Source organism: Jatrophihabitans sp. GAS493 (assembly GCF_900230215.1).
Taxonomy (GTDB): domain Bacteria; phylum Actinomycetota; class Actinomycetes; order Mycobacteriales; family Jatrophihabitantaceae; genus MT45.
Genome location: NZ_LT907982.1, coordinates 2,888,043 through 2,912,443, shown reverse-complemented (window position 1 = coordinate 2,912,443; position 24,401 = coordinate 2,888,043). Strand labels below are relative to the sequence as shown.

General features: G+C 66.5%; 15 protein-coding genes and 1 tRNA gene. 1 reads left to right on the top strand and 15 read right to left on the bottom strand.

From position 1 onward, the window contains the following. Positions 1-4: 4 nt before the first annotated feature. The 4 genes from CPH63_RS13610 to CPH63_RS13595 form a co-directional block, all read right to left on the bottom strand. The gene (locus CPH63_RS13610; RefSeq protein WP_096303438.1) at positions 5-2,239 is read right to left on the bottom strand and encodes a branched-chain amino acid ABC transporter permease; all 2,235 of its coding nucleotides are present in this window, start codon (positions 2,237-2,239) and stop codon (positions 5-7) included. Beyond that, positions 2,236-3,177 carry a branched-chain amino acid ABC transporter permease gene (locus CPH63_RS13605; RefSeq protein ID WP_206745552.1) on the bottom strand — a complete coding sequence of 314 codons (942 nt, stop codon included), beginning with the start codon at positions 3,175-3,177 and terminating at the stop codon, positions 2,236-2,238. Before CPH63_RS13605 ends, CPH63_RS13610 begins: the two co-directional genes overlap by 4 nt. Before the next feature lie 179 nt (positions 3,178-3,356). Continuing rightward, positions 3,357-4,523 carry a branched-chain amino acid ABC transporter substrate-binding protein gene (locus tag CPH63_RS13600; RefSeq protein WP_157749531.1) on the bottom strand — a complete coding sequence of 389 codons (1,167 nt, stop codon included), beginning with the start codon at positions 4,521-4,523 and terminating at the stop codon, positions 3,357-3,359. A gap of 155 nt (positions 4,524-4,678) precedes the next feature. After that, on the bottom strand, positions 4,679-5,269 hold the full coding sequence (locus CPH63_RS13595; RefSeq protein ID WP_241895658.1) for an ANTAR domain-containing response regulator: 591 nt from the start codon (positions 5,267-5,269) through the stop codon (positions 4,679-4,681). A gap of 76 nt (positions 5,270-5,345) precedes the next feature. On the opposite strand from CPH63_RS13595, the gene CPH63_RS13590 reads away from it, so the two are divergent. After that, positions 5,346-5,422: transfer RNA gene (locus tag CPH63_RS13590), tRNA-Leu, on the top strand. Between the two features lie 39 nt (positions 5,423-5,461). Here the strand turns inward: CPH63_RS13590 and tesB are convergent. The 11 genes from tesB to mutM form a co-directional block, all read right to left on the bottom strand. Beyond that, positions 5,462-6,376, bottom strand: coding sequence for an acyl-CoA thioesterase II (tesB, locus tag CPH63_RS13585; RefSeq protein WP_371364956.1), 915 nt, complete (start codon positions 6,374-6,376; stop codon positions 5,462-5,464). A gap of 28 nt (positions 6,377-6,404) precedes the next feature. Beyond that, positions 6,405-7,826 carry a pyruvate kinase gene (pyk, locus tag CPH63_RS13580; protein ID WP_096303434.1) on the bottom strand — a complete coding sequence of 474 codons (1,422 nt, stop codon included), beginning with the start codon at positions 7,824-7,826 and terminating at the stop codon, positions 6,405-6,407. Positions 7,827-7,911: 85 nt separating this feature from the next. Beyond that, positions 7,912-12,468 (bottom strand): glutamate synthase large subunit, encoded by a 4,557-nt coding sequence (gene gltB, locus CPH63_RS13575; protein ID WP_096303433.1) that lies wholly within the window; start codon positions 12,466-12,468, stop codon positions 7,912-7,914. 144 nt (positions 12,469-12,612) lie between these two features. Further along, positions 12,613-14,931, bottom strand: coding sequence for a [protein-PII] uridylyltransferase (locus tag CPH63_RS13570; protein ID WP_157749530.1), 2,319 nt, complete (start codon positions 14,929-14,931; stop codon positions 12,613-12,615). Positions 14,932-14,936: 5 nt separating this feature from the next. After that, positions 14,937-15,275 (bottom strand): P-II family nitrogen regulator, encoded by a 339-nt coding sequence (locus tag CPH63_RS13565; RefSeq protein WP_096303431.1) that lies wholly within the window; start codon positions 15,273-15,275, stop codon positions 14,937-14,939. A 2-nt stretch (positions 15,276-15,277) separates the two neighbouring features. After that, on the bottom strand, positions 15,278-16,591 hold the full coding sequence (locus tag CPH63_RS13560) for an ammonium transporter (protein ID WP_096303430.1): 1,314 nt from the start codon (positions 16,589-16,591) through the stop codon (positions 15,278-15,280). A 339-nt stretch (positions 16,592-16,930) separates the two neighbouring features. Then, positions 16,931-18,154 (bottom strand): signal recognition particle-docking protein FtsY, encoded by a 1,224-nt coding sequence (ftsY, locus tag CPH63_RS13555; protein ID WP_096303429.1) that lies wholly within the window; start codon positions 18,152-18,154, stop codon positions 16,931-16,933. An 85-nt stretch (positions 18,155-18,239) separates the two neighbouring features. Further along, positions 18,240-19,235, bottom strand: coding sequence for a L,D-transpeptidase (locus CPH63_RS13550; protein ID WP_096303428.1), 996 nt, complete (start codon positions 19,233-19,235; stop codon positions 18,240-18,242). Positions 19,236-19,312: 77 nt separating this feature from the next. After that, the gene (gene smc / locus CPH63_RS13545) at positions 19,313-22,942 is read right to left on the bottom strand and encodes a chromosome segregation protein SMC (RefSeq protein WP_096303427.1); all 3,630 of its coding nucleotides are present in this window, start codon (positions 22,940-22,942) and stop codon (positions 19,313-19,315) included. Positions 22,943-23,013: 71 nt separating this feature from the next. Then, entirely contained in the window at positions 23,014-23,214 is a 201-nt protein-coding gene (locus tag CPH63_RS13540; protein WP_096303426.1) for a hypothetical protein, read from the bottom strand. 286 nt (positions 23,215-23,500) lie between these two features. After that, the gene (gene mutM, locus CPH63_RS13535; RefSeq protein WP_096303425.1) at positions 23,501-24,391 is read right to left on the bottom strand and encodes a bifunctional DNA-formamidopyrimidine glycosylase/DNA-(apurinic or apyrimidinic site) lyase; all 891 of its coding nucleotides are present in this window, start codon (positions 24,389-24,391) and stop codon (positions 23,501-23,503) included. Positions 24,392-24,401 lie beyond the last annotated feature (10 nt).

The window sequence follows — 24,401 nt, the reverse complement described above, 5'->3', positions numbered from 1 at the left end:
CGTCTTACAACCCTTCGCTCACGGGGACGGCCCGAGTCTCCGACGAGGCGGCCACCCCGAACCCGGACAGCTCCGCCTTGCGCCGTTTCGCCGGGAGCAGACCAGCCGGACGGAAGATCATCATCAGCAGCAGGATCGCGCCGATCCACATTTGACGGTCATCGGCCGGAACCTGATCCTTCAAGAACTCCGGCAGCCAGGTCAGCACCGCCGCACCGGCCATCGCACCGGCCAGTGATCCCATCCCACCGAAGACGACGTAGGCGACGACCAGGATCGAGTTGTTCAGCACGAAGTTGTCCGGGTTGAAGTACCCGACCTGGGAGGCGAAGAAGACACCGGTGATACCCGAGGTCGACGCACCGATCGCGAAGGCCAGCAATTTCACCCGGGTGGTGTTGATGCCGCTGGCCTGGGCTGCGATCTCATCCTCACGGATAGCGGCCCACGCCCGACCGATACGTGAACCCTCCAACCGGTAGAAGAGCACCACCACGATGATGATGATCACCAGCAGCAGATACCAGTACTGCAGGTTGTTCAATCCCCACTTGATCGACAACGGGCCCATGTGAATCACCGGGTGCGGCACCGTCGGCGACGGGCCACGGGTGGAGTTGGTCAGGTTGAACGGGTTGTTGATCGCGGCGATGCGGATGATCTCACCGAAGCCGAGGGTCACGATCGCCAGATAGTCACCGCGCAATCGCAGTGTGGGCGCACCCAACGCCAGCCCGGCGAGCAGACAGACCCCGACCGCGAACGGGATCGCCAGCAGCGGCGTCATATGCAGCCACGACGGCGGCTTATGCGGCAACGACCCGACCAAATAGGCGGTGGTGTACGAGCCGATGGCGTAGAAGGCAATGAAACCAAGGTCAAGCAGACCGGCCCAGCCGACCACCACGTTCAACCCGACGGCCAGCAGGACGTACACACCGATCTCGGTGACCAGCACCTTCTGCCAGAAATCTGTCATCGTCGGCGGGTAGAACAACGCGATCGCGATGCCGATCAGGATCAGGCTCTTGTTCGTCGAGCCGATCCGCTGCCCCATCGCCGCCGCGGTCTGACCCGCCTTTGACGCCGGCGCCCCGGAAGGCAGCCGCGTCTTCTCCAGCCCGGGCGTCGTCGCCGCCACCGCAGCGCCGGCGGCCAGTAGCGAGAACGCGAAACAAGCGAACCAGCCGCCAGCACCGAGGTTCTGCCACGGACCGGTCGAACCGACAATGTTCAGGCTCGGGGCCAACGTCGAGATCCGGTTCAGCGTCAGCAACGTCAGCACCACCGACACGATCCCCAGCACAGCCCCGATCCAGCCCAGCCAGCGCAACCGCAGATAGCAGGCCACCAGCGACACCACCGCGGTCACGAAGAACAGCGCCCAGCCCAGCCACTGCAGATACGCCAGCGCAACCGCCGACAGGTCACTGCCCTCGAACAAGGCGTAGGTGTCGGAGAAGGTGGCGTTCACCCCTTGTGGCGCGATCCAGGTGTTCGAGCTGAACGACAGCAGACCGGCCAGCGTTCCGGCCGCGGCGACCAGCAGACCCGGACGCCAATCCAGCAACTGGGAGAAGACTGCGCGTCCCCGCGCCACCTGATTCGGTGACAGCGCCGACGTCGCGCAGGCCACCGCGATCGTGAGAAAGCCGATCAACGCGCCGACCGCACCGAAGGAATGATCATCACTGCCGGTGAACTCAACTGCCAGCGAATGAGCGTAGAACGCGATCACCCCCGACACCAAGGCCAACCCGGCACCCACCCAGGCTAGGATCGCGATCCGCCGCATCGTCGCGGCCGCCGCCACGACGAACGTCACCAAGAACAGCACCCAATGCAGCCAACCGTAGAACGCCGCCGCCAACGGCGAGATCCCGTCGGCCGAACTGATCGCGGTGTTGACCGTGCCGAGCTTGCCGTTGCCGATCTGAGAGTCCCACTGCAGCAGGGTGTACGACGCGACCACCGTCAGTCCACCGACGAACGTGGGCGACACACCCGGCCGTCCCAGATACGGGCGGATCCGCGGCCAGTAGGTGATCAGCACACACGCACCGACTCCGAGGGCGATGAAGACGAAGACCCGCGGCTTGAGGACCGCCTGACGGAAGGCGTAGCCGTAGTCCTCCTGCACACCCTCCTGCGGCCCCCACATCAGGGCCAGGACGAGGGAGCCCGCCACACATGCGACCAGACGCTGCGCGAAAGGTGAGTTGTTGTAACGCCGGATCATGCCGCACGCCCCAATCGCTCACCGAGGATGCCGGTAGGTCGAACGATCAGCACCAACACCAGCACCACGAACGCGACCACGTCGGTCCACTCGATACCGATGAAACTGATCGGAGGCACCACAGACTCGACGATACCCAGCAGCAGACCACCGAGCATCGCACCCCGGATATTCCCGATACCGCCGAGCACCGCGGCGGCGAACGCCTTGGTTCCGACATCAAAGCCCATCGTGTTGAAGAACGAGAACGCCGTCCCGAAGAGGAACCCGGCAACCCCGGCCAACGCCCCACCGATCATGAAGGTCCGCGAGATCGTCTTGTCGATGTCGATACCCATCAACGCCGCGGTCGGCGCGTCCTCAGCCACACCACGAATGCCCCGACCCAGCTTGGTCTTGGAGACCAAGCGGTCCAGGAAGATCATGCAGATCACCGCGATCACGACTATCAGCACCTGAATCAGGTGCACGTCCGCCCCCGCTATCGAAAAGACCGTCTTGTTCTGGTCGAAGTACGTCGGGAACGAGTTACCCCGGAACCGGTTGAACAGCTTCCCGGCCAACTGCGACAAGAAGAAGGACGCCCCGATCGCGCTGATCAGAAACGCCAACTTCGGCGCCCCTCGTTTACGCAGCGTCCGGTACGCCACCCGCTCCAACGTCCATGCGACACAGATACCGGTCAACGCCCCGCTCAATACGCCGACCAGGAACACCACCGGCGCCTCCCACGACGAAACGTCCTTGCCGTCGCCGACCAAGGCATGCACCACGATGTAGCTTCCAAACGCACCCGACATGAACACCTCGCTGTGCGCGAAGTTGATCAGCTGCAGAACGCCGTAGACCAACGTATAGCCGAGCGCGATCAACGCATACATCGAGCCACGGGCAACACCACCGACGAGGTACTGCGGCAGCTCATGGAAGTAGTTCACAGGGGAATGCAACCTTTCAAACAACATCGCCGACGCCGCGGGGCTACGCCGAAGATGGCCGGGAAGAGTTGACGAACTTGCGATTGAACATACTGCTTCGCCTGCAGGAAAGGGCACCGCCACACCACCGTTCGGTGGGTGACAGTGCCCTTTCCCTTCAGCTTGTTGACATTGCCGGCTTAGCTGGCGGTTTTGATGTCCCCGAGGAGGCCGATGGCCCCAGCCTTCTGCTGGTACAGGTTGATGACCTGAGCCGAAACCTCACCACTGGGCAGGAACTTGATCTGCGTCGTGATGCCCTTGTAGTCGAGCTCGTTAACCGCGCTGAAGACCGCCGCGCGGGTTGCCGTGCCACTCTTGGCCGACGTCGAGATCGCGCTGATCAGGGCGTTGGTGGCGTCGTAGGCCTCCGGCGAGTAGGTCGACGGGTCGGTGTTGAACTTCGCCTTGTACGCGGTGTTGAAGTCCTTCGCCTGCGGAGCGACGGTGGCATCCAGGCAGCCACAGGAGAAGTACCAGCCGTCACCGGCAGCGCCGGCGGCCGTGGTGAACTTCGAGGACTTGCCACCGTTGCCGGTCATGGTCAGGCCCGTGTAACCGGCCGTCTTCAGCGCCTTGGCGAACTGCCCGGCCTGCGTGTCGTAACCACCGTAGAAGAGGGCACCGGCACCGGATGCCGCAACCGCGGTCGCGATGACGCTGTAGTCGGTGGTCTTGGCGTCCACACCCTGGCGGGTAACGGTTCCGCCGCCGGCCTTGACCGCCGTCTCGACCGCATCGGCCGCACCCTTGCCGTAGTCACTGAGGTCATCGACGACGAAGACCTTCTTGGACTTCTTCACCAGGTAGTCGCCGGCTTCCTGGCCCTCGAGGGAGTCCGGCGGAACGACGCGGTGGAAGGACTTGAAGCCGAGCGTGGTGAGCGCCGGGTTCGTCGCCGAGGGGCTGATGAGCACCAAGCCCGCCGCATCATAGGAGGCACCGACGGCCTTGGTCGCGCCCGAGAAGCTGGGGCCGATCACGCCGAGGATCGCTGCGTCCTGCTGCAGCACGGCCGCGGCGGCCGGCGCCTTGGCCGGGTCACCGACGTCGTCTGACTTGACGAGCTCGAGCTTGAAGCCGAGGTCGCTCTTGGCGTTCGCCTGCTCGACGGCGAGGTCAACCGCGTTGACCTCGTTGATGCCGAGCTGAGCGTTGTCACCCGAGAGCGGCCCTTCGAAGCCGATCTTGTACGTCTTTGACGCGGTGGTCGTGGTGCTGTCCTTCTTGCTGTTGGAGCACGCCGTGAGGGCGAGCGCCGCGGCGAGTCCTACGACCGCAACCTTCGTTATCGGAGTAATACGCACTGACAGACCCCTTAGGGAGAATCGGGCGGACTCATCTAGATGTCCGCTGTGATTCGTGGAGCCTAATGGAGGGGTCGTGCGTTCACACTGATTCGTTGGAAACCGACGGCCGGTCGTAACCAAATCTCCACACTTGAATCCAACATGCCGGCCCGCTACCTACCGGTAATGTTGCCCGTCAGTACCAGCTCGGCTACCGCGCGCATTGACGTGCGGTTATCCATCGCCGCTCGCTGGATCCACCGGAAGGCCTCCGGCTCGGAGAGTTTGTGCTGGGTCATCAAGGTTCCCTTGGCCCGCTCGATCAGCTTGCGGGTCTCCAGACGGTCCTTCAGATCGGTGACCTCGTGCTCCAGGGCCCGCACCTCGGCGAAACGCGCCGTCGCCATCTCGATCGCCGGCAGCAGATCCCGCTTCTGGAACGGCTTCACCAGGTAGGCCATCGCACCGGCCTCGCCGGCCCGCTCGACCAGATCACGCTGACTGAACGCGGTGAGCATGACCACGGGTGCGATGCGTTCCTCGGTGATCACGGCGGCGGCGGTGATGCCGTCCATCTTCGGCATCTTGACGTCGCAGATCACCAGGTCTGGCGTGAGCTCCCGGGCCAGCGACACAGCCTGCTCGCCGTCGGCCGCCTCGCCGACGACGCTGAACCCCTCCTCCTGGAGCATCTCCCGAAGATCGAGGCGAATGATCGCTTCGTCTTCGGCGATGAGGATACGAAGCGTTGATGTCTCTACCACTGGGCATCCTTTCGCTCTGCGCGAGGCAGGATCTCAGGCGAGAAGTTCGTTGCGGTTAGGATAGTCGGCGCGCTGCGCCCCTGTATCCCAACCGGTAGAGGAAATGGTCTCAAACACCATCTAGTGTGGGTTCGAATCCCACCGGGGGCACCACGGAACCGAAGCATCAAACGGGGCAAGGCCTGGCGTCGCTCAGGCGCTGTGCACCCGCACGACGCCCTCCTGCACGACGCTGGCGAGCAGTCGACCGTCCTGGGAGTACATCTGACCGGTGGCCAGGCCACGCCCGCCTGAGGCCGTCGGCGACTCGGTTGTGTAGAGGAACCACTCGTCGGCGCGGAACGGTCGGTGAAACCACATCGCGTGGTCCAGCGAAGCGAGCGCGATCGGGTCCAGCCGCCAGGCCAGCCCGTGGTGCACCAGCACCGAGTCCAGCAGCGTGATGTCGGAGGCGAAGGTCATGGCGCAGACGTGCACCAGCGGATCGTTGGGCAGGTACCCGTTGGCCCGCATCCAGACCCGATGCGGATTCGCTCCCCGCGGGCCTTTGCCCCGCTGAACCCACGGTGGGTCGTCCACGTAGCGGATGTCGATCGGGATTGTGAAGCGACTCATCGCTTCCTTCAACCCGGGAAACTCATCCTGCCAGTGTTCGACGCTGGGCAGCGAGGCCGGACTCGGCACGTCGGGCATCACGCTCTGGTGATCGATTCCGCCCTGCTCCAACTGGAATGAGGCCGAGAGCGAGAAGATGGGTTCGCCGTGCTGGACGGCCAGCACCCGGCGCGTGGCGAAGGATCGACCGTCCCGAACCCGATCGACGGTGTAGATGACCGGCGTCGTCGGATCTCCGGGGCGGATGAAATAAGAGTGCAGCGAATGCACGGGCCGGTCTGCGTCCACGGTCCGGCCGGCCGCGATCAGAGCCTGGCCGGCGACCTGGCCACCGAAGATGCGCTGCTGATCGATCTTGGGGCTGAGCCCGCGGAAGATGTTCTCCTCGATCTTCTCGAGGTCGAGCAGGTGCAGCAGTCCGTCCAGGCCGGTGCCGGGAACCTTGGTTTCGGCGTCGACGTCCGGCACGAAGTCGGTACCGAGGTCGGAGATGGAGTCGGCACCGTGGCGGGAGAGAGATTCAGCGGTCACGTTGGAGCACATCCCCGATGTGATGGACACGAATGGTGTTCGTGGCGCCGGGCGTGGTTGGCGGAGTTCCAGCAACAACGATAACGAGATCGTTGGGTCGACAGACCGCTCGCTGCACCAGCGCCGCGTCGACCTGGCGAACCATCTCATCGGTGGTCTGTACGGTCCAGACCAGATAGGCCTCGGTGCCCCAGAGCAACGCCATCTGGCGGCGCACATTCTCGTCCGGGGTGAAGACGATGAAGCGCTGCGACGGGTGCAGGCGGGCCAGCCGCCGGGCCGTGTCGCCGGTCTGGGTGAAGGCGACCAGGGCCACCGCCCCCATCGCGTCTCCGATGTCCTTGGCCGCCTTGGCGATCGCACCACCGGATGTACGCGGATTGTGCATCAAACCCGGCACAAACAGCCCGGACGTCTCCATCGAGTCGATGATCCGGGCCATCGTGGCCACCGTCTGAATCGGGTAGGTGCCGACGCTCGTCTCACCCGACAGCATCACCGCGTCGGCGCCGTCGAGGACCGCGTTGGCGACGTCCGAGGCCTCGGCCCGGGTCGGGCGCGAGTGGGTGATCATCGACTCCAGCATCTGCGTCGCGACGATCACCGGCTTGGCATTGTCGCGCCCGATCTGGATCGCCCGCTTCTGCACCATCGGAACCTGCTCCAGCGGCATCTCCACGCCGAGGTCGCCGCGCGCCACCATGATGCCGTCGAAGGCCAGCACAATCTGCTCGAGGGCGTCCACCGCCTCCGGCTTCTCGATCTTGGCGATGACCGGGCGGCGAATGCCCACGCGGTCCATCACCTCGTGCACCAGTTTCACGTCCTCGGCACTGCGGACGAACGACAATGCGATGAAATCGACGCCGAGCCGCAGCGCGAACTCCAGGTCGTCGGCGTCCTTCTCCGACATGGCCGGCACGCTGACCGCGACGCCAGGCAGGGAGAGACCCTTGTTGTTACTGACCTTCCCACCTTCGGTCACGTCGCAGACGACGTCGTTGCCCTCGATGTAGACGGCGACCAGCCCGACGTTCCCGTCATCAACCAGGAGGCGGTCTCCGGCCCGGACGTCCTCGGCGAGCTGCTTGTAGGTGGTGGAGACCCGGTCGTGGTCACCGAGAATGTCGTCGACGGTGATCCGCACCCGCTCACCGGTTGCCCACATCACCGGGCCGTCGGCGAAGCGCCCGAGCCGGATCTTCGGCCCCTGCAGGTCGGCCAGAATGGCGACATTGCGGCCGGATGCCTCAGCCTCTTCCCGCACTTCGCGGAAGCGCATTCCGTGCTCTGAATGCTCGCCGTGGCTGAAGTTGAGGCGGGCAACATTCATGCCGGCATCTATGAGCGAACGGATACGCGTATCGGTCGAGGGCCCGAGTGTGCAAACTATCTTTGCGCGACGTGTCACATCAAACAGACTACGGGGTTTTGCGCCGATCTCCCGACCGACCGGAAGCGTTTTTTGCATTTCGCACCCGCGCACGGCCGTTGGCTCAGCTCCGAGCCGCAGCCATCACTGCAGCATCCACATCCTCACCGGCCGCGGCCGCCCGGGCCGACGCCTCGACCACCCGGCGGTAGTCGCGGGCGATAACTGAGGAGAAGCGGTCGACCGCCCCCGGCCAGTCGGCCAGCAGAGCGCGCGCCACCTCCGACGCGGTCTGGTCGAAGTGCGCGGTGACGATCGCGAGGAGCTGCCGCGACTCCGTCTCGCTCAGCGCGCCGACGTCGACCAGCTCCGGGTTCACCAGCGCCTCGTCGAGGTCGAGGATGAAGGCCTGTCCGCCGGACATGCCGGCCCCCAGGTTGCGACCGGTGGGACCCAGGATCACTGCGACTCCCCCGGTCATGTACTCGAGCGCATGGTTGCCCACGCCTTCACAGACCACGGTGGCCCCGGAGTTGCGGACACAGAACCGCTCGCCGACGATGCCCCGCAGGAAGATCTCGCCACTGGTCGCCCCGTAGCCGATGACGTTGCCGGCGATGATGTTCGTCTCCGCCGCAAAGGATGCCGACGGGTGCGGACGGACCACCAGCAGGCCACCGGAGAGCCCCTTACCGACGTAGTCGTTCGCGTCCCCGAGCAACCGCAGCGTGAGGCCACGTGGCACGAAGGCTCCGAAGGATTGACCAGCCGTACCGGTGAAGGTGATGTCGATGGTCCCCTCCGCCAGCCCGTCGGCCCCGTAGCGGGAGGTGACGAGCGAGCCGAGCATGGTGCCCACGGTGCGATTGACGTTGCGCACCGGGATCTCCAGCTGCACCTGCTCGCCGTCGAGCAGGGCACCCTCGCAGAGGGCGATGAGGGTGTTGTCCAGGGCCGCCTCCAAGCCGTGGTTCTGCCCGCGCGTCCGCTTGGGTGAATCGCCGTACGGCGACTCGACCTCGATCAGCAGCGGACTAAGGTCGAGGCCGTCGGCCTTCCAGTGCTCGACGGCGGCCCGGGTGTCGAGCGCCCCGACCTGCCCTACCGCCTCCTCGATGCTGCGGAAGCCCAGCTCAGCCAGGATCTCGCGGACCTGCTGGGCGATGAACTCGAAGAACGTCACGACGAATTCGGGCTGCCCGCTGAAGCGCGAGCGCAGGATCGGGTTCTGGGTCGCGACGCCCACCGGGCAGGTGTCGAGGTGGCAGACCCGCATCATGACGCAGCCGGAGACGATGAGCGGAGCGGTCGCGAAGCCGAACTCCTCGGCACCGAGCAATGCGGCGACAACCACGTCGCGGCCGGTCTTCATCGCCCCGTCCACCTGCACGGTGATGCGGTCGCGCAGGCCGTTGAGCAGCAGCGTCTGCTGGGTCTCGGCCAGCCCGATCTCCCAGGGAAGTCCGGCGTGCTTCAACGACGTGAGCGGTGCCGCGCCCGTGCCACCGTCATGTCCGGAGATGAGCACGACGTCGGCGTGGGCCTTCGACACGCCGGCGGCGACGGTCCCGACGCCGGCCTCGGCCACCAGCTTCACATGCACCCGGGCGCTCGGGTTCGCATTCTTCAGGTCGTGGATGAGCTGAGCCAGATCCTCGATCGAGTAGATGTCGTGATGGGGAGGCGGTGAGATCAGGCCGACCCCGGGCGTCGAGTGCCGGGTCCGGGCGATCCACGGATACACCTTGAACCCGGGGAGCTGGCCGCCCTCGCCCGGCTTGGCGCCCTGGGCGACCTTGATCTGGATGTCGTCGGCGTTCACCAGGTAGTGACTGGTGACGCCGAATCTCCCGGAGGCGACCTGCTTCACGGCCGATCTCCGCGAGTCGCCGTTGGGATCGGGGCTGAACCGGACCGCGTCCTCGCCGCCCTCACCGCAGTTGGACTTGCCGCCGATCCGATTCATGGCGATGGCCAGGGTTTCATGGGCCTCGGCCGAGATCGACCCGTAGGACATGGCCCCGGTGGCGAACCGGGTAACGATCGATTCGATCGACTCGACCTCGCTGATCGGAACCGAGGGCCGGTAGCCGGCCTTGAACTCCAGCAATCCGCGAATCGTCCCACCGGTCCGGTTGAGTTCCTCGACCTTGCGCGTGTAGTCACCGAAGACGTCGTAGCGCTTCTGCCGGGTTGCGTGCTGCAGCAGGAAGACGGTCTCGGGATTGAACAGGTGCAACTCCCCCTCCCGCCGCCACTGGTACTCGCCACCGATCTCGAGCTGACGGTGTGCCCGAACCGTCGGCAGCATGGGGTAGGCCCGCGCGTGGCGTACCGCGACCTCCTCGGCCAGCACTTCCAGACCCACGCCGCCGAGCGGTGACCGGGTGCCGTGGAAGTACTCCTCGATGACCTCGGCCGAGAGACCGATCGCTTCAAAGACCTGGGCCCCGGTGTAGGAGGCGAGCGTCGAGATGCCCATCTTCGACATCACCTTCAGCACGCCCTTGGACAATCCCTTTACGTAGTTGGCGATTGCCGTCGGGCTGTCCACCCCGGTGATCGAACCGCGACTGATCAGGTCGTCGATCGTCTCGAAGGCCAGGTACGGGTTGACCGCAGAGGCACCGTAGCCGATCAGCAATGAAACATGGTGCACTTCGCGGGCCTCGCCGGTCTCCAGGATCAGCCCGGCCTGAGTTCGCTGACCGGTTCGCACCAGGTGACGATGCACTGCGGCCGTCATCAGCAGCGACGGGATCGGCGCGTGATCGGCGTCGGTGTCCCGGTCGGAGAGGATGAGCATCCGGGCGCCGCCCCGGATCGCGTCCGAGCATTCCTGACGCACCCGGTCGATCGCCGCCGAGAGTGCCTCGGCGCCGCCGTGCACGCGGTAGCGGCCGTCGATGAGTTGGCACTGGAAGTCCGGTCGTGATCCGTCGGCGTTGATGTGCCAGATCTTGGCCAGCTCGTCGTTGTCCAGCACCGGGCGGGGCAGCACGAGTTGGCGGCAGGACTCCGGACTCGGTTGGAAGAGGTTGCGCTCGGCACCGATTGTGCCCGCGTACGAGGTGACCATCTGCTCGCGGATCGCGTCGAGCGGTGGATTGGTCACCTGGGCGAAGAGCTCGCTGAAGTAGTCGAAGAGCAGCCGAGGATGCTTCGACAGTGCGGCCAGCGGGGTGTCGGTCCCCATCGATCCGATCGGCTCGGCGCCGCTGAGCGCGACCGGGCTGATGAGGATGCGCAACTCCTCCTCGGTGTACCCGAAGATCAGCTGTCGGCGGGTCACCGACTCGTGCGGGTAGTAGACGTGTTCGCGGGCCGGCAGGGCGTCCAGCCGCAGGATCTCGGCGTCCAACCACTCGGCGTAGGGCCGCGCCGCAGAGAGCTCCGCCTTCACCTCGTCGTCGCTCACCAGCTCGCCGCGCGCGGTGTCGGCCAGGAACATCCGCCCCGGCTGCAGGCGCCCCTTCGCGACAATCGTGGCGGGGTCGAGTTCGAGCACCCCGGCCTCGCTGGCCAGCACCACCAGGTCATCCGCAGTCCGCCACCAGCGTCCGGGGCGCAGTCCGTTGCGGTCCAGGACTGCACCGATCATCGACCCGTCGGTGAACGCCACGCAGGCCGGGCCATCCCATGGCTCCATCAACGACGCGTGGAAGCGGTAGAAATCGCGCCGCGACCGCTCCATCGACTGATCGTTCTCCCATGCCTCCGGGATCATCATCAGCACCGCGTGCGGCAGGGATCGCCCGGCCAGGTGCAGCAGTTCCAGAACCTCGTCGAAGGATGCCGAGTCACTCGCGCCGGGACTGCAGATCGGGAATAGCCTCGAAAGCTCACCCGGCAGCAGATCGGACTCAAGTAGCGCTTCGCGAGTCTGCATCCAGTTGCGATTGCCGCGAATCGTGTTGATCTCGCCGTTGTGAGCGACGTAGCGGAACGGGTGGGCCAGCGACCAGGAGGGGAAGGTGTTGGTGGAGAAGCGACTGTGCACCAGGCCGATCGGGCTTGCGAATCGCCGGTCACGCAGATCGGGGAAGAATTCACCGAGCTGGTCGGTGGTGAGCATGCCCTTGTAAACAATGGTGCGACTGGATAGCGAGGGGAGGTACAGCTCCAGGCCGCGGTCCCGGGCGGTGTTCTCGGCCACCTTGCGAAGGCAGAAGGCCCTACGATCCAAGGTGATTCCCGATTCGCCCTGCTGGCCGGCGACGAAGATCTGCCGGAACGCCGGCATCACCGATGATGCTCCGGACCCCAGTGGAGCCGGATTCGTCGGCACTTCGCGCCAGCCGAGGACGTCGAGTCCCTCCTCGCCGGCGATCTGGGTCAGCAGCGCGATCGCGCTCTCGGCCTGGTCGGCGTCGCGGGGCAGGAAGACGAGACCGGGAGCGTAGCTCCCGACCTCGGGCAGGTCGAACTCCACCACCGCGCGCAGGAACTCGTCCGGTACGGCGACAGTGATGCCGGCGCCGTCACCCGAGGAGGGCTCAGCCCCGGCCGCGCCGCGGTGATCGAGATTGTGCAGGGCGGTGAGCGCGTGCTCCACGATCTTGTGCGACGGCACGCCCTTGAGGTCGGCCACGAAGGCAACGCCACAGGAGTCAGTCTCGAAGGCCGGGTCATAGAGACCCTGCTGGGCCGGAACGGCTGAGAAAGGGGTGGGTGGCACCATATCCACTGGCCTCCGGGAGTCGTGCGGGACAGGCAGCGGGACGACGTCGGCCCGGAAGAGCGGTGAGCTGCATACAGATTACCGTTTGCCAGTGCACACGTGCGCGGGTGCGCCTGTGCGGAATATCAAAGATCCCCGTACGAACTAGACCGAAAGCAGGGCCTCTTCGATCGGGCGCCGATTCGCCTCGGCGATCCGATTGCCGTCCGGATCGGTGACGTAGAACGCGTCCACCACCGCTCCGCCGAGGGAGGAGAGACGGGCCGACCGGATGTCGACGCCGAACCGTTCCAGGGTGGACGTGACCCGATACAGCAGTCCGATCGCGTCCCGGGTCCTGATCTCGAGAACGGTTGCGTCGGTGGCGGCATCGTCGAACCAATAGATGCGCGGTGGCTCATCGGCGGAGTCGTCCCGGCGCCGGTAGGCCCGCTCCTTGGCGCTGAGCCGGTCGGCGAGCCCCAGCGTGCCCTCCAACGCCCGGGCCAGATCTCCCCGCACGATGGCGGCCTCCGGAACCGAACCGAAGCGAGGCACGACGACGAAGGTGTTCACCGCCATGCCGTCCTGGGTATGAATCGAGGCCGAACGAACGTCCAGCGAGTGCAGGGCCAGCACACCGGCCGCCTTCGACAGCACGCCGAGTGAGTCCGGAGCGGCGACCAGCACCTCCTCATCCAGCACCTGAACGGCCAGCACACCGGCCGTCGCCAGCTTCGTCCCGCGGTCGTCGAGAACATGCTCCAGTCGCTGGGTCGCGCCACCGAGCATGGCGTGGGTACGGGCCACCAGGTCGTTGACCAGCCCCGACTTCCAGTCGCCCCAGACGGCTGGTCCGGTGGCCAGCGCGTCGGAGATGGTGAGCGCATGCAGCAGATCGAGCAGCTCCCCCGAGCCGGAGACGGCCTCGGCCACCGTTGCGACGGTCACCGGGTCCTCCAGGTCGCGGCGGGTTGCCGTATTCGGTAGCAGCAGGTGATGCCGCACCAGCGCCGTCACCGTCGCCGAGTCTCCGTAGCTCAGCCCCATCCGATTGGCGATCCGCTCGGCGATCACCGCGCCCACCTCGGAGTGATCACCGCCCGGGAAGCCCTTGCCGATGTCGTGCAGTAGTGCGCCGAGAAGCAGCAGGTCGGGCCGCGAAACGCGCTGAGTCAGCATCGAGGCCTGGGACGCGGTCTCGGTGAGGTGGCGATCGACCGTGTACCGGTGCACCGGGTTGTGCTGCGCCCGGAAACGGACGGCATCCCACTCAGGGATGAGGCCGGTCAGCAGTCCCGCCTGGTCGAGCGCCTCCAGCACGGCGACTCCTCGACGGCCGGCGCTGAGGACCGAGACGAAGTCATCCAGCGCGGCCTTCGGCCAGGGGCGCGGGAGCGGAGCGGATTCCGACGCCAGCCGTTCCAATGCAAATGGCGCCAGCGGGAGGTCGTTCTCGGCCGAGGCGCGGGCCGCTCTCAGGATGAGCAGCGGGTCAGCCCAGGGGTCTGCGTCCCGGGCCAGCACGACCTCTCCCCCCTGCGAGACCAGGTCCTTGGCCAGCGGCTCCCGCTCCGGGGCGACGCTGAAGGGTCCGCGCAGCAGCCGGCGAGCCGAGGTCACCAGACTGGGCGGTCGCTGCGCCACCACTCGGCGCCAGGCCCGGTCGAGCGCCCGGTCGATGGTTCGGGCGGATTCGTTGACCATGCGTAGCACCATGTCGGAGTCGTCGCCGCCGAGCGCCTTGGCGATGGTCGGTTGCTCCTGCTGGCGGAGAATGTCGTTGTCCTGCTGGGTCAATCTCTGCAGCTCGCCGCGGACGTCCAGCAGCGTGGACTGCGCGGCTCGCACGTCGGCCGGGTAGTCGACCACTTGAGCCAGGGCCAGGGCGCGCAGCGACTGGGCGTCACGCAGGCCGCCCCGCGAGTCCTTCAGGTTCGGCTCCAGCAGGAACGCGGCGTCACCACTGATCTGCCAGCGCTGCTTGGAGAGCTCATGCAGTTCGTCGGCCCGTTTGTGCACGTTGGCGCGCCAGAACTCAAGTACCCGCTCGCGCAGCGTGCCGGCCAGACCGGGGTCGCCGGCGATGTGTCGCATGTCGAGCAGGCCGAGCAGCGCTTTGAGGTCGTCACGGGCCACGCCGACTGCCTGGTCGACGGTGCGCACTGAGTGGTCGAGGCTGACGCCGCTGTCCCAGATCGGGTACCAGATGCCGTCGGCCAAGGCGGCCACGTCGGCGAGCTTCCCCTCGTAGAGGAGCACCAGGTCGAGGTCGGAGTACGGAGCCAGGTCGCGCCGGCCCAGCCCGCCCACCGCGACCAGCGCGACGTTCGACTTGCTCGCCAGCGGAGCGCAGAGCTCGGCCAGCCAGTGGTCGTAGCCCGAGGTCAGTGCGTCCCGGAGGGGCTCACCGACAAGTCCGGGCTGGCGTAGAACGCCAGCCCGGACTCCACTCAGACCATTATCGGAGTGAGACGATGTCACCGTTATTAGAGAGCGTCGCCGTCACGTTCACCGGTGCGGACTCGGATGATGGTCTCCACTGAGGAGACCCACACCTTGCCATCACCGATCTTGCCGGTACGAGCCGCCTGCACGATAGCGTCGACGACCTTTTCGGAGTCGGCGTCTTCGACGAGCACCTCGACGCTCACCTTGGGCACCAGGTCCACGGTGTACTCCGCGCCCCGGTAGACCTCGGTGTGCCCACGCTGGCGACCGAATCCCTGTACTTCCTTGACGGTCAGGCCCTGCACGCCCAGAACTTCCAGCGCCGCCTTCACGTCATCGAGCTTGAACGGCTTGATGACCGCGGTTACCAACTTCATGCTCACACGCTCTCTTTCGTTGCCGTCGTCGTGCTGCTGCTCAGGCCGCCACCGGTGACCACAGAGAAGTTGTACGCCGTCTCTGCGTGCTCATTCTCGTCGAGGCCCTCGAGTTCGACCTCCTCGGACACGCGGAAGCCGATCGTCATATCGATGATCTTGCCAAGGATGAACGCGACAACAAAGGAGAAGACCAGTACCGCACCAGCGGCCAGAGCCTGCTTACCGAGCAGCGAGAGGCCGCCACCGTAGAAGAGACCGCGCTGCGTTCCGTAGCCGTGGTCGTAGCCGAGGAAGCCGATGAGAAGCGTGCCGGTGATTCCACCGACGAGGTGGACACCGACCACATCGAGTGCATCGTCGAAACCGAACTTGAATTTCAGGCTGACAGCGAGGGCACAGATGATGCCGGCGATGAAGCCGATGATGATGCCACCCATCGGGCTGACGAAGGCACAGGCCGGGGTGATGGCAACCAGGCCGGCGACGGCACCGGAGGCGGCACCGATCGTGGTCGGCTTGCCATCACGCAACTGCTCGACGAGCAGCCAACCCAGGGTGGCGGCCGCGGTGGCCACCGTCGTGTTGGTGAAGGCGAGGCCGGCGATCTGGTCGGCACCACCCTCAGAACCGGCGTTGAAACCGAACCAGCCGAACCACAGCAGACCGGCGCCGAGCATGACGAACGGCACGTTGTGCGGCTTCATCGGATCCTTGCGCCAGCCCTTGCGCTTGCCCAGAACGAAGATCAGGGCGAGCGCGGCGGCACCGGCGTTGATGTGCACCGCGGTACCACCGGCGAAGTCCTCAGCGTGCAGCTTGTTGAGGATCCAGCCGGTACCGAAGACCCAGTTGGCGACCGGGAAGTAGACGATCGTGACCCAGAGGCCGACGAAGAGCGTCCAGGCCCAGAACTTCGGGCGGTCGGCGATGGCACCGGAGATCAGCGCCGGCGTGATGATGGCGAACATGAGCTGGAACATCGCGAAGACGAGGACGGGGACGCTCGATGTGAGAACGCCGTCCGGGATCTTGTCGCCGATGGTCCCGCCGAGACCGCCGAAGGTCCAGACGCTGTTGAGTACCTGCGGGTTACCGAGGCCGACGAACTGACTCGTCCAGCCCCAGAGACCATTCGCCTTCGAGGTGCCGAAGGCGATGGAGAACCCGTAGAAGGTCCAGAGGACTGAGACGACGGCCATACAGATGAAGTTCATCATCAGCATGTTCAGCACGTTCTTGACGCGCACCATGCCGCCGTAGAAGAAGGCAAGGCCGGGGGTCATCAGCAACACCAGCGCAGCGGATGTAAGCATCCACGCCGTGTTGCCGGTATCGACGGCGAATACCGGCGCGTCAGCCGCTAGTAACAATTGCGACACAGGGGCTCTCCCTTGGGTCCGTTGAAGAATGGATTGACGCGCAGAAGTGCGCGCTTGCCAAAGGGTCTTGCTCGCCTGTTAAGGAACGCGCACCGCTACGTTTCGTCCGTGTAACCGAGTGCCCGGGTGGCGTACGACACTGTTCACAAATAACGCATATCGCCGCTTTGGCTTCAGTGTGTAGCCGAGAGGTTCATCTGTGTCGTCAAGCCCGTAGTTCCGGCGCTCGGCGGGTGCGTGACCATACCGGCGAGTCGGGATTTGAATTCGAAGCTAAAGGGTTTCGCCAAGTAGAGCGTCGACGAACTGTTCGGGGTCGAATGGGGCCAGGTCGTCCGGCCCCTCCCCTAGCCCGATCAACTTGACCGGCACCCCCAGGGCCCGCTGCACGCTGATCACAATTCCGCCCTTGGCCGTGCCGTCCAGCTTGGTCAGCACGATCCCGGTGACATCGACGACCTCGGTGAAGACCTTCGCCTGAGTGAGCCCGTTCTGCCCGGTGGTGGCGTCAAGGACGAGCAGGGTCTCGTCCACCGGCGCCTGCCGCTCCAGGACCCGCTTGAGCTTGCCGAGCTCGTCCATCAGCCCGACCTTGGTATGCAGCCGGCCAGCGGTGTCGATCAGCACGGTGTCGACCCTCGCCTCGGTGCCCTGCTTCAGCGCGTCGAAGGCGACACTGGCCGGGTCGGCCGCCTCGGGGCCACGTACTGTGCGGGCGCCGACGCGGTCCCCCCAGGTCGCCAACTGCTCGCTGGCCGCGGCGCGGAAAGTGTCGGCGGCGCCCAGCAGGACCGAACGGCCATCGGCCACCAGCACGCGTGCCAACTTTCCGCAGGTCGTCGTCTTCCCGGTGCCGTTGACCCCCACTACCATCAGCACCGCCGGACGATCGGCGTGTGGAGTCGTCTTCAAAGACCGATCAAGCTCCGGCTGCAGCGCAGTCACCAGTTCCTCGGCCAGCAGCGCCCTGAGCTCACCCTGGCTACGCGTGCCGAGCACCTTGGTGCGGGTCTTGAGATGATCGACGATCTCCGTGGTCGCCGCCACGCCCACGTCGGCCATCAGCAGCGACTCTTCTATCTCATCCCACGCGTCGTCGTCGAGATTCTCCCGAGAGAGTACCGAGAGCAGACCCCGCCCGAGCGAGCTCTGCGACCGGGCCAGACGAGAACGGAGCCGAAGCAGGCGCCCACCGGTCTCCTCCGGGACATCGAGCTCGGGCGCGGCGGTAACCGGCGGTACGGCGGGGACGGGAGTGGCCGGCGGTGCGGTAGGAACATCGAGGTCCGGCAGATTGGCGATCGTGGTGATCGACCGTTTCGGAGCATCCCTCGGCTCCTCGGCGTCGTCACCGACCCCTGGTCGGTAGTCGACCCCCGGCGCCGGCGGCGGTACCGCCGACCCGCGTCGTCCGCGGACTGCGAGAAACGTCGCCACCGCCACCACGGCGAGCAGGACGATGGCCAGAGAGATCCACAGGTAGGTCACGGCGACCATTCTTCCAGTCGCCGTGACCGTCCCTTGCCGCTAGTACATTTCGGCGCGCTCGACTCGACCCTGCGGTACGAGCCGCGCCGCTCGCTCAGGTGTGCGTGAGGAGGGCGCCACCGGCCGAGTAGACCGGCCACGGCACGTTCCAGTCGCCGTAGCCGTCACCGATCTTCATCGCCGGGCCGTTGGCGTTCGGGTACTGAATCGGGTCGCCCTGCTGCAGGAAGCTATAGAGCTTCTTGGCGTTGTCGGTCGAGAGGTTGGTGCATCCGTTGGAGGTGCTGCGCTTGCCGAGGTTCTTGGTGTTCCACGGAGCCGCATGCAGATACTCGCCGCCGTAGGTGAGTCGCTGAGTCCATTTGACGCAGCACTCGTCGTAGCCGGGGCCGGTCATGCGGACCACGGCGCCCTTCTCCATGATCACCTTCGTGCCGTTCTGCGTGGGTGTCTTCTCCGAGCCGAGCGAGACCGGGAAGGTGCCCCATCGCGCCCCGTTGAGAGTGACCGTCATCTGCAGGCTGACGGCGTCCACGACGCCGATGCGCGCATCGCTGGTTGCCATCGAGAGGCTGAAGTTGTCGTCGAAGTAGAGCCCGGCACCGGCGCTCACGTCCTTGGTATTCGCCGTCATGACGATCCTGGCGTTGGCCGGCCAGTAGGTCTTCGGACGGTAGTGCGCCTCCATCACGGTGCCGGGGAAGGACGAGGAGTCCTCGAAGTACCAGGCGCCGTTGGCCGGCTGCCCGTTCACGGTGACCGTGGTGGCTTTCAGGAAGTCGGTCGACGTCTTGGGGGCGACGTTGAACTTGAGGATGATCGGCATGCCGACACCCCAGACCGATCCATCGGACTCGACCGAGGAGATGTGCACCGGCTTGCCGGCCGGGGTCGGCGTTGCCGTCGGGGCCGGAGTCGGGGTGGCGCTCGCCGCAGAGGTGGAGGCCGAGTCGGTGGTACCGGTCGTCTGCGCCGCGGCGTTGTTGTCCGACTTCGATGAAGTGCAGCCGGTGGCCAGGAGAGCCACAGCGGCGGCGATCGAAACCGAGATGAGCAGGCGGCGCCGGTGGCGCAGTCGAAGAGAAGTCACAGCACCACCCTAAGCGAAAGACCTATGAGCTTGCTGAAATCGCTACCGGCTGTGACGCAGATCCGGTCAGATCGGCGTTAGGAGGCGCCGACGCTCACCCGGTCCGAGTCATGCAGACGTTGGCTGATCACCTGGGTGATTCCGTCGCCGCGCATGGTGACTCCGTAGAGAGCATCCGCCACCTCCATCGTGCGCTTCTGATGCGTGATGATGATGATCTGGCTGCTGGCCCGCAGCTCGCCGATGAGGGCGATCAGGCGACCGAGGTTCACGTCGTCCAGGGCCGCCTCGATCTCGTCCATGACATAGAACGGACTAGGACGGGCCCGGAAGATCGCTACCAGCAGCGCCACCGCGGTCAGCGACCGCTCACCACCGGAGAGCAGCGACAGGCGCTTCACCTTCTTGCCGGGCGGGCGCGCTTCGATGTCGATGCCGGTGAGCAGCATGTCGTCGGGCTCGGTGAGGATCAGTCGCCCCTCCCCACCGGGGAAGAGCGTTGCGAAGACGACCTCGAACTCGCGGGCGACGTCGTGGTAGGCGCTGGTGAAGACCTCCAGAATGCGGTCGTCCACCTCCTTCACCACGGTTAGCAGATCCCGACGGGTCGCCTTCAGGTCCTCGAGCTGGGTCGCCAGGAACTGGTGGCGCTCCTCGAGCGCGGCGAACTCCTCCAGCGCCAGCGGGTTCACCTTGCCGAGTAGGGCCAGCTCCCGATCGGCCCGAGCCGCCCGCTTCTCCTGGGTTGGCCGGTGGAACGGCGACGGCTGGGGTGCGGCGACCTCCTCGCCCCGCTCGGCGGCCAACTCGTACTCAGCCATCTCCAGCGAGCTCGGCGGCGTCGGCTGATCCGGCCCGTACTCAGCGATCAGGTCGTGCACCTCGACGCCGTACTCCTCGACGGCACGGGTCTCCAGTTGCTCGATGCGCAGACGCTGCTCAGCGCGGGCGATCTCGTCCCGGTGCACCGCGTTGGTGAGCTGATTCAGCTGCTCGTCGAGCTGGCGGCTGCGACCGCGCAGGGCGAGCAACTCGCCCTCGCGTACGACTCGGGCCTGCTGTACCTCGTCGCGCTCGCGCTGGGCCTGAGCGACCGAGCTAACAACTTTAGCCAGGGCCTGCTCCGCGCCCTCGTGGACGGCCCGCGCGATGACCGCGCCGCGAGCCCGGGCCACTCTTGCTTCCTGCTGCCGGATCCGCGCAGCGCGCTCCACTTCGGCCGCCCGCATCAACTGGTCGGCGCGGCCGCTCAGCGCGCGTACCCGCTCCTCGCCGGTGCGCACGCTCAGCCGGGCCTCCATCTCGCGCTGACGGGCGGCGGCGACGGCGCCGCGCAACTGGTCGCGGGTGTCGGTACCGAGGTCGTCGGAGTCGTCAGGGACGTGCTCAGCTGCCTCCAGCCGCTCCTCGAGTTCGGAGAGACCGGCGAGGTCGCGGTCGCGGGCCTGCTCGGCCTCGTAACGCGCGTGGTCCAGCCGCTCAGCCTCGGCGATGGCCGACCGTTCGCGCTGTCCGAGTTCCGCCAGCGTCTCGGCCACCGCAGACAGCCGGGCATCCGATTCGTTCAGGGCGGCCAGCGCCGTCTGCACCGCGCTCCGCGCCCGGTCGAGTTCGGCCCGGGCGTCGTTCAGTTCGGCGCCGAAGCGCAGGTGGGCCGCGGTCGCCTCTTCTGCTTTCTGGGCCGCCTCGTCAACGGCGGCCTGAATCTCGATGGCGCTCGGCGCCGAGGCCGAGCCGCCGATCGCGAAGGTCGTCCCGAGCACATCTCCAGCCGTCGTCACGGCACGGACGGCCGGTGCCGCCGCGACCAATCGCTGAGCCATCTGCAGATCCGGCACGACGGCCACTAGCTGCAGCGCCTCGGCCACCGCCGCACGCAGTGCCTCGGGCGCCCGGACCACATCACTGGCCCAGACGGCACCGTCGGGCAGGGCCGGCCAGCCCGACCGGTCGATCGCGGTGGTCGAGCTCGGCACTGAGCTGGGTAGGGGGCCACCGATCAGCAGACCGGCTCGACCGGCGTCGGTGCTCTTCAGCAGCTCCAGTGCGGAGGTGGCGTCGTGCCCGGAGCTCACGGCCACGGCGTCCGCGACGACTCCGAGCGCGGCCGCCAGCGCCGCTTCGTGGCCGTGCTCGACGCTCAGCAGGGCGGCGACCGATCCGAGTACTCCGGGCAGCTCGGATCCAGCGGCCAGTAGTGCCCCGGCGCCATCCTTGCGATTGAGGCCAAGAGCCAGCGCGTCCCGGCGGGTGGTCCAGGTTGAGGACTCCCGTTCAGCGGTTCGGAATGCCTCGGTCAGCTCGGTGACGCGGGCGTCGATCTTCTCGAACGCAGCGACCGCGCTCTCGTGCTGCTCGTCCAGGTCGACCTCACCCTCATCGAGCGCACCGACCTCGCCGTGCACCTGATGCAGCTGGGTCTGGGCCTGCTCCGCTCGCTCGCGGGCCTGACCGGCGGCGAGGTTGAGGCGTTCGATCTCCTGGGCCGCGGCCGTGGAACGGGCCCGCAATGCATTGACCTGACCGGTGAGGCGGGCCAGTCCTTCGCGTCGATCGGCGACGGCGCGAGCGGCGACGACGAGCGCCTGCTCCGCGGCGGAGAGCTGCCGCTCCTGCTCCTGACGATCTGTCACCTCGGCGGCGAGGGCGGCCCGGGCGGCGTCCAGCTCGGACTGCAGGCCCGACTCCTCGTCGCGGACACGAGCGGCGTCAGCCTCCATCGCCTCCGGGTCGCGGCCCCGACGATCCTGATCGGGCTCCGCTCCGAGGTGCCGGGCTCGTTCGGCCGCGAGCGACGCGGTGCCCCGGAAGCGCTCCTCCAGCGCCGAGAGCCGGTACCAGGTCTCCTGCGTACGGGTGACCAGGGGCGCGTCGGCGGCCAGCGCCGACTCCAGCTCGGTTTCGCGGCCCCGGAGTTGGGCCAGGTCGGTCTCGACCTGACCCCGGTGGGCCCGGATCGATTCCTCGTCGGCCACCTCCCGGTCCAGTTCGACGCGCAGGGTGGCCAGATCGTCGGCCAGCAGGCGCAGCCGCGAATCCCGCAGCTCGGCCTGGACCCCGGCGGCGCGGCGGGCGATCTCGGCCTGCTTTCCCAGCGGCTTCAACTGCCGGCGCAACTCGCTGGTGAGATCTCCCAGTCGGGTGAGGTTGGCCTGCATCGCGTCCAGCTTGCGGATGGCCTTCTCTTTGCGCTTGCGGTGCTTGAGTACCCCGGCGGCCTCTTCGATGAAGCCGCGGCGGTCTTCGGGCCGGGCCTGCAGCACCGCGTCGAGCTGCCCCTGGCCGACGATGACGTGCATCTCACGCCCGATGCCGGAGTCGGAGAGCAGTTCCTGGATGTCGAGCAGGCGGGCCGATTCCCCGTTGATCTCGTACTCGCTGGCACCGTCGCGGAACATCCGCCGGGTAATCGAGACTTCGGTGTAGTCGATCGGCAGCTTGCCGTCGGCGTTGTCGATGGTGAGCGTGACCTCAGCGCGCCCGAGCGGCGCACGACCGGCGGTGCCGGCGAAGATGACGTCCTCCATCTTGCCGCCGCGTAGCGCCTTGGCGCCCTGCTCGCCGAGTACCCACGCGATCGCGTCGACGACGTTGCTCTTACCTGAGCCGTTGGGTCCGACGACGGCGGTGATGCCCGGCTCGAAACGCAGCGTGGTGGCCGATGCGAAGGACTTGAAGCCCCGCAGTGTCAGCGACTTGAGGTGCACGAATCTCCTGAATCAGCGTGACGCGAATAACAGCCCCACCCGGGGACCGGGTCAATCTATCGCGTCAACGTTCAGGCAAGAACAGGCTCGGCCGCTTCGGTGAAACGGTGCAGCTCAAGATCCATCGACGAGTCGATTCCTTCGGCCAGCTGGGCCCGTAGCTCGGCGACCTCAGCTTCAAGGGCCTGAACCCGACGTCGCAGTTGCGCGGCCTCCAGAACGAGCAACTGCTCTGATCCGCTGCCGACGTATCCCAACAATGCGCGCGCCATGTGACTGCCTTCCAACTTCACGGGTGGCTCGGGTGAACACCGGCCACATCTGTCTCTGACTACCGATCTTGTTCACGACACAGGACCCCATCACGGCCCAGAGGAACGGGCACCCACGACGAGGAAGTGAGTTCGTGTGACGCAACGAGAAGGGGCGCGACGCAGATTTCTCGCGCGCAGCTGTCCCGTACGTCTGTCAATGGTCCCACTCGCACATCATCTGGTCAACAACCGCCGCCGGCACTAGGTGTTGTGCCTCCAGCGATTATCAGCCGTCCACAGGCCCTCAGCCGCGGGCCGGTCCCGGCACGCGTCTGGGCGTCCGCTGACAGGCCGGGCAGAAGAAACTGGAGCGGTTCATGAACGACACCCGCCGGATCGCGGTCCCACAGCGCCGGCACGGCTCATCCTCGCGACCGTAGGCGTTCAGCGTGCGATCGAAGTAGCCACTCTCTCCGTTGACGTTCACGTAGAGGGAGTCGAACGAAGTTCCGCCGGCCACGAGCGACTCGTTGAGCACGTCCCGTACGTCGCTCAGCAGCCGTTGAAACTGCGGGGCGTTCAACCGGGAGGTGAGCTGCTCCGGGTGCAGACGAGAACGCCAGAGCGACTCGTCGGCGTAGATGTTCCCGACGCCGGAGAGGATGCTCTGGTCGAGCAGGGTGCGCTTGATGGCGCTGCTGCGGGCACGCATCCGCCGGCGCAGCGCCGCCTCATCCAGGGCCGGGTCAAGCGGATCCCGAGCGATGTGGGAGATCTGGCCCGGCACCGTGTCGCCGGCCAGATCGACCGCCGGCCGCAGCTCGTCCAACATGAGGCCGCCGAAGGTCCGCTGATCGACGAAGCGCAGCTGCGATCCGGAGTCGGTGAAGCGCACTCGAACATGCAGGTGCCGCTCGTCCGGGGCTTCGGGTGGCTGGATGAGCAGTTGACCACTCATACCGAGATGGCCGACCACGCAGAGATCGGAGTCGGCCAGCTCCAGCCAGAGGTACTTGCCGCGCCGGCGCACTCGCGCCACCGTCCGGCCGGCCAGACGAGAGGAGAAATCGACTGCGCCGGGAAGATGACGGCGCACTGCGCGAGGGTGGGAGACCTCGACACTCTCGATCGTGCGACCGACGATCCAGCGTTCAAGTCCGGCTCTAACGGTCTCAACTTCGGGGAGTTCAGGCATCGGCGACGTG